This window comes from Candidatus Sphingomonas phytovorans (assembly GCA_029202385.1).
Lineage (GTDB): Bacteria > Pseudomonadota > Alphaproteobacteria > Sphingomonadales > Sphingomonadaceae > Sphingomonas > Sphingomonas phytovorans.
Genome location: CP119314.1, coordinates 1,744,081 through 1,753,681, shown reverse-complemented (window position 1 = coordinate 1,753,681; position 9,601 = coordinate 1,744,081). Strand labels below are relative to the sequence as shown.

At 66.2% G+C, this 9,601-nt stretch carries 12 protein-coding genes and 1 tRNA gene; 11 read left to right on the top strand and 2 right to left on the bottom strand.

Translation table 11 applies throughout. The features are described from left to right. Positions 1 to 4 precede the first annotated feature (4 nt). The 10 genes from gspG (at position 5) to P0Y59_08045 (ending at position 6,682) form a co-directional block, all read left to right on the top strand. A complete protein-coding gene (gspG, locus tag P0Y59_08090; protein WEK01619.1) occupies positions 5 to 520 on the top strand; it encodes a type II secretion system major pseudopilin GspG in 516 nt (171 codons plus the stop codon). A gap of 18 nt (positions 521 to 538) precedes the next feature. After that, the gene (locus P0Y59_08085) at positions 539 to 1,069 is read left to right on the top strand and encodes a GspH/FimT family pseudopilin (protein ID WEK01618.1); all 531 of its coding nucleotides are present in this window, start codon (positions 539 to 541) and stop codon (positions 1,067 to 1,069) included. Next, positions 1,069 to 1,443 carry a type II secretion system minor pseudopilin GspI gene (gene gspI, locus P0Y59_08080; protein WEK01617.1) on the top strand — a complete coding sequence of 125 codons (375 nt, stop codon included), beginning with the start codon at positions 1,069 to 1,071 and terminating at the stop codon, positions 1,441 to 1,443. The genes P0Y59_08085 and gspI overlap by 1 nt, the downstream gene beginning before the upstream one ends. Then, entirely contained in the window at positions 1,440 to 2,117 is a 678-nt protein-coding gene (gene gspJ, locus P0Y59_08075) for a type II secretion system minor pseudopilin GspJ (GenBank protein WEK01616.1), read from the top strand. Before gspI ends, gspJ begins: the two co-directional genes overlap by 4 nt. Continuing rightward, positions 2,107 to 3,093 carry a type II secretion system minor pseudopilin GspK gene (gene gspK, locus P0Y59_08070; GenBank protein ID WEK01615.1) on the top strand — a complete coding sequence of 329 codons (987 nt, stop codon included), beginning with the start codon at positions 2,107 to 2,109 and terminating at the stop codon, positions 3,091 to 3,093. Before gspJ ends, gspK begins: the two co-directional genes overlap by 11 nt. Next, positions 3,090 to 4,181, top strand: a complete 1,092-nt coding sequence (gspL, locus tag P0Y59_08065) for a type II secretion system protein GspL (GenBank protein WEK01614.1) — start codon at positions 3,090 to 3,092, stop codon at positions 4,179 to 4,181. Before gspK ends, gspL begins: the two co-directional genes overlap by 4 nt. Further along, positions 4,178 to 4,657 carry a type II secretion system protein GspM gene (gspM, locus tag P0Y59_08060; protein WEK01613.1) on the top strand — a complete coding sequence of 160 codons (480 nt, stop codon included), beginning with the start codon at positions 4,178 to 4,180 and terminating at the stop codon, positions 4,655 to 4,657. The genes gspL and gspM overlap by 4 nt, the downstream gene beginning before the upstream one ends. Next, positions 4,654 to 5,379: a type II secretion system protein N gene (locus P0Y59_08055; GenBank protein ID WEK01612.1), complete on the top strand. Its 726-nt coding sequence runs from the start codon at positions 4,654 to 4,656 to the stop codon at positions 5,377 to 5,379. The genes gspM and P0Y59_08055 overlap by 4 nt, the downstream gene beginning before the upstream one ends. A gap of 148 nt (positions 5,380 to 5,527) precedes the next feature. Next, positions 5,528 to 5,604 (top strand) — tRNA-His (locus P0Y59_08050). 25 nt (positions 5,605 to 5,629) lie between these two features. After that, positions 5,630 to 6,682: a Glu/Leu/Phe/Val dehydrogenase dimerization domain-containing protein gene (locus P0Y59_08045; GenBank protein WEK01611.1), complete on the top strand. Its 1,053-nt coding sequence runs from the start codon at positions 5,630 to 5,632 to the stop codon at positions 6,680 to 6,682. A gap of 34 nt (positions 6,683 to 6,716) precedes the next feature. Here P0Y59_08045 and P0Y59_08040 read toward each other — a convergent pair whose 3' ends face one another. Both P0Y59_08040 and P0Y59_08035 read right to left on the bottom strand, forming a co-directional pair. Continuing rightward, positions 6,717 to 7,685 carry an amidohydrolase family protein gene (locus P0Y59_08040; GenBank protein WEK01610.1) on the bottom strand — a complete coding sequence of 323 codons (969 nt, stop codon included), beginning with the start codon at positions 7,683 to 7,685 and terminating at the stop codon, positions 6,717 to 6,719. A gap of 161 nt (positions 7,686 to 7,846) precedes the next feature. After that, a complete protein-coding gene (locus P0Y59_08035; protein WEK01609.1) occupies positions 7,847 to 8,293 on the bottom strand; it encodes a MarR family transcriptional regulator in 447 nt (148 codons plus the stop codon). Positions 8,294 to 8,348: 55 nt separating this feature from the next. Here P0Y59_08035 and P0Y59_08030 point away from each other — a divergent pair, with 55 nt between their 5' ends. Beyond that, positions 8,349 to 9,491 (top strand): NAD(P)/FAD-dependent oxidoreductase, encoded by a 1,143-nt coding sequence (locus P0Y59_08030; protein ID WEK01608.1) that lies wholly within the window; start codon positions 8,349 to 8,351, stop codon positions 9,489 to 9,491. Positions 9,492 to 9,601 lie beyond the last annotated feature (110 nt).

Sequence of the window (9,601 nt, the reverse complement as noted above, 5' to 3'; positions counted from 1 at the left end):
CGCCATGAACACCCCCCGAAAAGCCCCGATCCGCAAGCGCCAACGCGAAGAGGGCTTCACGCCCGTTCGGCGCTCCGCCGAACACGGCTTCACGCCCGTTCGGCGCTCCGCCGAACACGGCTTCACGCTTGTCGAACTGATGGTCGTGATCGTCATCCTCGGACTGCTCGCGACGATCGTCGCGATCAACGTCATCCCGAGCGGCGAGAAGGCCAAGGTCATCAAGGCCAAGACCGATATCTCGACGATCGAGGGTGCCCTGGACAATTACAAGCTGCAGAACGACGTCTACCCCACGACGGCGCAGGGTCTGCAAGCCCTGGTGACCGCACCGGACGGCGCCGATCCGGCGAAGTATCAGCGTGGCGGCTATATCAAGCGCCTGCCCAACGATCCGTGGGGACGCCCCTATCTCTACGCCTCGCCGGGCCAGCACGGCGATGCCGACGTCTGGACGCTCGGCGCCGACAACAAGGAAGGTGGCGAGGGAGCCGATGCCGATATCGGCAGCTGGCAGTAGTTGTTCCGAACGCCCGCCTTGCCAAGAGCGCGGTCGCGAGAGCGTGATCGCGGCTTCACCCCCATTCGGCGTTTCGCCGAACACGGCTTCACCCCCGTTCGGCGCTCCGCCGAACACGGCTTCACGTTGATCGAACTGATGATCGTCATCACGATCATCGGGCTGGCGTCGGCTGCTGTCGTCTGGGCATTGCCGGATCCGCGCGGGCGGCTGCTCGATGAGGCGACACGCTTCGCGGCACGGACGCGCGTGGCGCAGCAATCGGCGATCGTCGATGCGCGGCCGGTGAGCGTCTGGGTTTCCGGCGGCGGCTATGGATTCGACGAGCGGACCCATGGCAGCTGGGCGCCGATCGGCGATAAGCCGCTGCGGGTGACAAGCTGGGGCAAGGGCACTCGCGCCATCATCGCCGATGCTGGTGGTCGCCAGCGCATCATGTTCGATTCGACCGGCCTCGCCGACCGGCCGCTCGACGTGCGGCTGAAGCGCGATGCGGAGGAAGTCTCCGTCAGCATTGCCCCCGATGGATCGGTGAAGGTCGGCGGCTGATGAGGTCCCGGGGATTCACCCTCATCGAGATGATGGTCGCGCTGGCGGTGTTCAGCCTGGCGGCGCTCGCCCTGATCCGGCTTGAGGGCGCGACGATCCGCGGCACCTCAATTCTCGATTCGACGCTGATCGCGCAGATGGTCGCGCGCAATGTCGCGATCGAGGCGATGACCGACGCCAAACCGCCGAGCGTAGGCATTGCCAAGGGCGTCGAGCAGAATGGCGGCAAGGCCTGGACCTGGACTCGCGAAACGCGCCCGACCGCCGATGCGCGAATCCTCAGCATCGATGTCCAGGTCGCCGACTCGACGGGGAGCCGGCGGGGACATCTGACGGTGGTGCGCGTCGCGACCATCGGCGGGGCGGCATCATGAAACGCTCCTCTTGCGATTCCCCCGCGGAGGCGGGCGTCGTCGTCAGATCCCCTCGGCGTTTCGCCGAACATGGCTTCACGCTTGTGGAGGTGATGATCTCCCTCCTGATCTTCGGCCTGCTCGCCGCCGCTGGCGTGGCGCTGCTGTCGTTCAGCGTCCGGGCGCAGGCAGCGACCGACGCGAAGCTCGACGATGTCCAGGCCCTCAATCGCCTGTCCTCCGCCCTGGCGGCCGATCTCGCCCAGGCGATGGAGCGGCAGACGCGCAACGAGGCGGGAGACCTGCTCCCCGCCTTTTCCGGCGAACCGGGATCGGGCAGCGCACCGATGCTTCGCCTCGTGCGCGGCGGCTGGAGCAATCTGGACGCGGCACCGCGCCCGAGCGAGCAGAAGGTCGAATATCGCGTCGCGAACGGCGCGCTCGAACGAATCGCCTATCCGATGCTTGATGGCGCGCAGCCCCTGACCCGGGCGGTGATGCTGACCCGTGTCCGTCAGGTATCGCTCCGCTATCGAATCAACGGCGCCTGGGGCGATCGCTGGCAGGGGACACCGATCTACGCCTTGCCCCAGGCGATGGAGATGCGTGTTCTGCGCGACGACGGGGTGGAGTTCAGGCAGGTGTTCCTGGTTGGTGCCGGATACGGCAAGCGGAAGGTGCCTGATGGGGGCTGACCGTTCCTCCGAGCGCGGTGCCGCACTGCTCACGGTGCTGCTGCTCGTCGCGGTGATCGCGGTGCTGGCCGCGACCGCGCTGGAGAAGCTGCGTCTCGCGACCCGGCTTGGCGGCAACGCCATCGCGATGGACCAGGCCCGCGCCTATGGCCTCGCCGCGGAGACGCTGGCGCTGACCAAGGTCAGCGATCTGCTGTCGCGCGACAAGAGCCGTGTGACGCTGGCGGGCGGGTGGAGCGGCCGCGCGATCCCGCTCCCGGTGCCCGGCGGTCTCGCCACCGCCAAGGTATCGGATGGGGGGAATTGCTTCAACCTCAACAGCCTGGCGGTCGAGACCACGCCCGGCAGCTACGCCGCCTTTACCCCGTCGCGTATCCAGTTCGCGCGGCTGATCCGGCTGGTTGGCGGATCGAGCGCGTCAGGGGAATCGATCGCCGCCGCTGCGTCCGACTGGATCGACACCGACACGAGTCCGCTCGATCTGGGGGCCGAGGATTCGAGCTATAGCGGCCAGGCGGTTCCGTATCGTACCGCCAACACCCTGATGACCGATCCGAGCGAGTTGCGCGCCGTCGCCGGCGTCACACCGCAGATCTACGCCAAGCTTCGTCCCTGGCTCTGCACGTTGCCGATTGCCAAGCCCTCGAAGATCAACGTCAACACCTTGCTCCCGGAACAAGCGCCCTTGCTCGCGATGCTCATGCCCGACACGATGACGGTCGAGGCCGCCCGGCAGGTGCTGCTGCGCCGGCCGCCCAATGGCTTCGAAAGCACCAGCGCCTTCTGGAAGCTGCCTTCCCTCGATGCGGTCACGCCGCCGCCTGACGCGATGGCGCAGACCGCCGTCACGACCGGTTGGTTCTCGTTGCAGGTCGATGCGACGGTTGGGGGCGCCGAACTGGAAGAACATGCGTTGATCGACGCGACGGAGCTTCCCGCGCGGCTCGTCTCGCGGCACTGGGGCGAGCAGTCATGACCGATTCGCTCACCCTCTTCCTGCCCACGGGCAACGCGCCATGGCGCTGGCTTCGCGTCGCCGATGGCGTGGTCGCCACGCGCGGCGAGGGGCTACCCGATCTTCCCGGTGACTCGGAACCGCCGATCGTCGTCGTGCCGGCTGACGCGGTCACGCTGCATTGGGCCGAACTGCCGGATCGCTCGACCGCTCAGGCAGTGACGGCGGCGCGGATGCTGGTGAGCGATGCCAGCGCCGCGCCGATAGGCGAGTTGCACGTCGCGGTAGGACGCGAGGGCGACCACGCCGAACGGCCGATTGCGGTGGTCTCCGCCGCGCAGATGCAGGCATGGCTCGAAACGCTCGCCGCGCATGGGGTCGATCCCGCGATGCTGGTGCCGTCGCCGATGCTGCTGCCCCGTCCGGAACATGGCTATCTTCGCGCCGATCTGGGCGGGGAAGGGGTGGTTCGCGGCCAGACCAGCGGGTTCGCCGACGAGGCGCGCCTGACTGAACTGATCACCGGCGGGGTCGCGCCGACAGTGCTTGGCCGCGACGAACTGGAAACCGCGATCGCCGCCGCGCTGGTATCGCCCGCGCTCGACCTCAGGCAGGGACCGTTCGCGCGTCGCCGGCGTTTCGCGATCGACTGGGGACTGATCCGCCGACTTGGCTGGCTCTCGGTCGCGATCCTCACCGTGACTCTGCTCATCAGCCTCATGCAGATCATGAAATATAATCTTGCCGCCGATTCGCTTGAGCGTCAGGCCGATCTGCTCGCGCGCCAGGGGCTGCCGCGCGGCGAAACCGTCAACAATGCCGATCGCCAGCTCGACACGCGCCTCTCCGGCCTGCGCGGCGGCGGCGCTGGTTTCAGCCGGACTGCCGCAGCGGTGTTCGCCGCGATCCGATCGGTGCCGGGGGCGGAAGCACGAACCCTGAATTTCGGGGCCGGGGGCGAATTGCGGGCAACGGTTTCGGCGGAAAGCGAGGGGCAGATCACCGATCTGCGCCTGCGGATAGAAAGCTACGGCTTTGCCGTCCGCCAGAGCACGATCGAATCGAGTGCCGGCCGTTTCTCAAGCGAACTGACGGTGACCCCGCGATGATCGAGCGCCTGCGCCTCTGGTTCACCGGACGCTCGCTGCGCGAGCAGCGGATGCTCCTGGTCATGGTCGCGCTGGCCGCGCTGACCTTTGTCTGGGCAGGCATCATCTGGCCGGTCACCGACGGCCTCTCCTCGGCGCGCGAACGCCATGCCGATGCGCTGATCCGGCTTGCCGAGACTCAGGCCCGTATGAAGGAAGTGGAATCGCTCCAGCGCCAGCGGCCAGCGCCGCTCGAGGCGCAGCTCGACACGGTCATCCGCGACCGGGCCAATGAGGCAGGCTTCGCGCTGGCGAGCGTGACCGCAGACGGGCCGAATCGGGTGCAGATCACTATCGCCACTGCCCGGCCAGGCCCGTTATTCGGCTGGATCGCGGGCCTCGAAAGCGCCGGCATCCTGGTTGATTCGCTTTCCACCGCCGATAATGGGGACAAGACCGTCTCGGCCCAGCTTTCGCTGAAGGTCCGCGGGCAATGAGACGGATTCGACTGAAGACCGGGCCGCGCGCCTTTTTTGGCGCGGTGTTCGTGGTCGCGCTGATCGCCCTGCTGCCGCTGCGTCTCGCCATGGGTTGGTTCGATCTCGGTGATACCGGCCTTACGGCGCGTCAGGTGAGCGGAAGCATCTGGTACGGGACCTTGCGCGAGGCGAGCTTCGGCGGCGTGGCGCTGGGCGATCTGCGGGCAGGGCTGTCGCCGATCCAGCTCCTCATTGGGCGGGCGCGAATCGACCTGGCCGGGCCGGGGCGAGGCTCCGCCCGGCCGTTTCGCGGTGCGATCGGGGTCAGCCGCCACAGCTTCGGCGTGGATGACCTGACCGCGACGCTTCCAGCGGGTGCCGTCTTCGCACCGGTGCCGGTCTCGGCGCTCGAACTCGACGATGTCAGCGTCCGTTTCCAGGATGGGAATTGCGAGAAGGCGGAAGGGCGCGTGCGCGCCACGATCTCCGGCGATCTTGCCGGCATCAATCTCGGCCAGGGCATGACCGGAGCCGCGCGTTGCGACGCAGGGGCGCTGTTGCTCCCGCTGGCCAGCCAGGCGGGAACTGAGACGGTAACGCTTCGTCTATGGGCCACGGGCCGGTTCCGCGGCGAGCTGACGGTGCAACCGGGAGATCCCGCCGCAATCGAGAAGCTGGTCCTCAATGGCTTCCAGGCCACCCCGAACGGCTACAGGCTGTCGATCGAGGGGCGCTTCTGATTCTCCCATTCGCGGAAGCTGGCGGAATTGCCCAGGCTTCCGCCGATACGACGCGTCGCCGGAAGGAGAGCGGCGGATGGTATTGCGATAGGGGAAACGCTCATCTTGACGGTGCCTGCTTTCCCCCGCTAGGGGCGCTGGCTCTGCGGCGATCGTAGTTCAATTGGTTAGAGCGTCGGCTTGTGATGCCGGATGTTGCGGGTTCAAGTCCCGTCGGTCGCCCCATTCTTTCATCAGCCAGGAAAATCGTGTGACCAGCGGCTGGGGCTTCCCCGATTTCGACGATCATGAGGGCGTGCACCTCTTCACCGATCCGACGTCCGGCCTTCAGGCGGTGATCGCGGTGCATTCGACCACGCTCGGCCCCGCGGCCGGTGGCGTGCGCTTCTGGCATTATGCGGACAGCGACGGCGCGATCACCGATGCGCTTCGCCTGTCGCGTGGCATGAGCTTCAAGAATGCGATGGCCGGCCTGCCGATGGGTGGTGGCAAAGGCGTGGTGCTGGCGGCGAATCCAGGCGATTCGATCACCGTGCCCCAGCTCGAGGCATTCGGCCGGGCGGTCGATTCGCTCGGCGGCCGCTACGTGACGGCCGAGGATGTCGGTATGTCCGAGGCGAGCATGAAGATCATCGCGACCATGACGCGTCACGTCTCCGGCCTGCCGGTCGCGGCGGGCAGCGCGGGCGGCGATCCGGGGCCGTTCACGGCGATGGGCGTGTATCTCGGCGTGAAAGCCGCGGCGAAGCGTGGCCTGTCGGCGGATTCGATGAAGGGCGTGCATGTCGCGATCCAGGGCATCGGCAGCGTCGGCGGCGGGCTTGCCCGGCTGCTCGCAAAGGACGGTGCGCGCCTCACGCTGGCTGACGTGAACGCTGACAAGGCAGCGGCGCTCGCGGCCGAGCTTGGCGCCGAAACCGCCGCGGCGGACGCGATCCTCGGTATCGAGGCTGATATCGTCAGCCCCAATGCGCTCGGTGCGATCCTCACCGGGGAATCGATCGCCGCGCTGCGCACCAGCATCGTCGCTGGCGGCGCGAATAACCAGCTTGCGACCAAGTCCGACGGTGCCCAGCTCGCGGCGCGCGGTATCCTGTACGCGCCGGACTACGTCATCAACGCAGGCGGCATCATCAATGTCGGCCTTGAATATCTCGGCCAGGGCGACCGTGCCGAGGTCGAGGCCCGAATCGCGCGCATCCCCGATCGTCTCGTCGAAGTCTGGGATGAAAGCGACCGCAGTGGCGCTCCGGCGTCCGATGTGGCGGATATGATCGCCGGGCGGCTGATCGGGCGCGCCTGAACGCGGGGCGTGAACCGGCAATGCCAATGACGGCTCATGACGATGCGCCGCCGGTCAATTTGTAGAAGCGGACTGCGTTGTTGTAGAAAATGTCGCGTTTCTGATCCTCGGTCAGGAACGCGGCTGTCTCGACCCCCTCGATCGCGAGGCCGATCGCATCCGGCCAGTACATCTGGTCCGAGCCGAACATGATGCGCTTGCCGAAGCCAGCATTCACCAGCGTGTGCAGATAGTCGTGGAAGTGCGGGCGGGGCATGAGCCAGTCGAGCGTACCGGTATCGACGTTCACGTTCGGGTAGAGCATCAGCATCGCCATCGTGTCGTCCAGATACGGCCAGCCGGCATGCATCAGGTTCAGGCGAAGCTTCGGGTGCCGGTTGAGCACCTCCTCAACCAGTTCTGGGTTGCCGAAGCGTGCCCGTGCCGGCCGGCAGCACGGATCGAAGGTCGTTCCCTCCGGCATCGTCCCGGTATGGAGTGCCACCGGGATGTCGAGTTCCTCCGCCAGCGCAAGATAGGGTTCATATGTCGGGTCGCTGAGCGACAGGCCGGCATATTGGGAGGTCACTTCGCCGAGCACGTGCAGCCTGCCCCCGGAAAAGGCTTTCCGCAGCGTATCGAGGGACGGCAGCGGCGTGTCTTCCGACCCGCGGATGCCTGCGCCGGCGACGAAACGATCGGGATCGCGATCATGCCAGTCGATCGCGGCCCGCAGGCGGTCGCCATCGCCGCCGCTGACGATTCCCCTGACCACATTGTGTCGCTTCATTTCTGCGATGCAGGCCGAGAGGTGGTCCGCCCCGTTCAGGATGGGACTCTTCGCGCCGGTGATCGGGTTGACGATCGGGTTGGGGAACCGGGTCGTTGCCGGATAGGCATGCATGTGCACATCGATGATCGGCCGGTTCCGTGGAACATCGGACGCGATCAGGGTGCCGGACAAAGCGGTGGTGGCGAAGGTCGCGCCACTCAATTTCAGGAAATCCCTGCGTCCGATGTGCATTGCGATCCTCTCACCACCAGATTGAGCCGCTCCGGCGGTTCAGGGTCTCAGGCCTGGCAGGGAAATATCGCGGGTATTTTCGACACGAAATGACCTGAGAGGTCATTTCCAATAGAAAAGGCGGCAATCGCGACCCGTTTGTGTCCGCCATCGGCCGAGGGTCAGGATTCCATCGCTTCGACATTGGCGAGGACACGGCTCAGCAGATCGAGCAGCAGGTTGACCTCGTCTTCTGTCAGGCCCTGTGTCGCTTCCCTGTTTCCCCGTTCCAAAACGGCGCGCCCCGCCGGCAATTTTGCGAGTGCCTCCTGCGTCAGCGATACAAGGCTGCTGCGCCGGTCGCGGGGATCGGGTTCGCGGTGGATCACGCCGTCCCGTTCCATCCGTGCGAGAAGCTGCGCCATAGTCGGCTGTTCGACCTTTGCCCATTGGGCCAGTTCGGTCTGGGAAAGCCGGGCCCCGTCCTTGAGCGCTGTCAGCACCGGCAATTGTGCTGTCGCCAGGCCGAGTTCCCGGAGCCTCACATCGCCGACCCGCGCCAACCCGCGCGCGATCCGGCTGAAATAATGGCCGGGGGTGTTCATCGGATTCCAGTTGCTATTCGCCATTGCATAGGGGCCTATGTTTAATATATAGGACCCTATGTATATGAAGGAGTCTGATGTGACAACCAATCCGCGAATCGCGATCATCGGCGGTGGCCCCGGCGGGCTCATGCTGGCCCGGCTGGTCCACGTCCGAGGCGTTGCCGCCACGGTGTTCGAACGCGATGCCCATGCCGACGAACGGCCGCAGGGCGGCTCGCTCGATCTGCACGCCGACACCGGGCAGCGGGCAATGCTTGCGGCGGGTCTTGAGCGCGAGTTTTTGGCTGAGGCCAGGCCGGAGGATCAGGGCGACCGGCTCTACGATGCCGACGGTACTCTTCTTTTCGATCGAGATGGTGCCGGTGACGACAGGCCCGAAATCGACCGTACGGCCCTGCGCCGGATCCTGCTGGAATCGTTGCCGTCCGGCACCGTGCGGTGGGCAAGCGGGGTCGAAGCCATCCGTCCATGCGCGGACGGTCGCTATGAAGTCGACACGGGCGGCCTCGTCGAGACCTTCGATGTCGTCGTGGGGGCTGATGGTGCCTGGTCGCGTGTGCGATCATTATTGTCGACAGCCCGACCCGCCTATGAGGGGGTGACGATGGTGGAACTTGGCTTCGACACGCAACGCCACCCGGATGTCGATTCGCTGGTGGGCAGTGGCAAGATGTTCGCGGTCGGTGACAACCATATCCTTGTCGGGCAGCGCAACGGTCGCGGCCATATCCGTGGCTATGCAGGGGTGCGCATGTCGGAGACCGCGGCACAGGCACTTGGCCGGCTCCCGACTGAAGGGATTCGAGCGGAGGTGCTGCGCGCCTTCACCGGCTGGGCTCCCTCATTGCTCGAACTGATCGAGCGCGGGGATATTCTCGCTGTCCGGCCTCTCTATGCGCTTCCGATCGGCCACCGCTGGACCACCCGGCCGGGCCTGACCATCCTCGGTGACGCGGCCCATCTCATGTCCCCGTTCGGAGGCGAAGGCGTCAATCTGGCGCTCGCTGACGCGGTCGATCTCGCCGACGCGCTGCTCTCCGGAGAGGGCTGGCCGGCGGTGGAGCGCTGCGAGGCTGCCATCGCTGAACGAGCGATCCCGGCGGCCGAGGGCGCAGCTGAAGGCTTGCAGGCCACGGTCTCGACAGGTGGCGTCGCCAGTGTGCTCGAACATTATCAGTCGCGCGTGGGCGATCTTAGGGATTGGGAAGCCAACCGTTGACCTGAGCGAATCGACGTTCGTGATCTGCTTGGGGATAGTCCGCATTTTTCCGCGAGGTGAGGATACATCCGTATCGACGACAATTGGCTATGGGCGACGCTTGCGTACTG

Excerpts from the sequence above, each read along its gene's own strand:
- gspG (WEK01619.1), top strand. The coding sequence starts at position 5 with ATGAACACCCCCCGAAAAGCCCCGATCCGCAAGCGCCAACGCGAAGAG.
- gspI (WEK01617.1), top strand. The coding sequence starts at position 1,069 with ATGAGGTCCCGGGGATTCACCCTCATCGAGATGATGGTCGCGCTGGCG.
- gspJ (WEK01616.1), top strand. The coding sequence starts at position 1,440 with ATGAAACGCTCCTCTTGCGATTCCCCCGCGGAGGCGGGCGTCGTCGTC.
- gspK (WEK01615.1), top strand. The coding sequence starts at position 2,107 with ATGGGGGCTGACCGTTCCTCCGAGCGCGGTGCCGCACTGCTCACGGTG.
- gspL (WEK01614.1), top strand. The coding sequence starts at position 3,090 with ATGACCGATTCGCTCACCCTCTTCCTGCCCACGGGCAACGCGCCATGG.
- gspM (WEK01613.1), top strand. The coding sequence starts at position 4,178 with ATGATCGAGCGCCTGCGCCTCTGGTTCACCGGACGCTCGCTGCGCGAG.
- P0Y59_08055 (WEK01612.1), top strand. The coding sequence starts at position 4,654 with ATGAGACGGATTCGACTGAAGACCGGGCCGCGCGCCTTTTTTGGCGCG.
- P0Y59_08040 (WEK01610.1), bottom strand. The coding sequence starts at position 7,685 with ATGCACATCGGACGCAGGGATTTCCTGAAATTGAGTGGCGCGACCTTC.
- P0Y59_08035 (WEK01609.1), bottom strand. The coding sequence starts at position 8,293 with ATGGCGAATAGCAACTGGAATCCGATGAACACCCCCGGCCATTATTTC.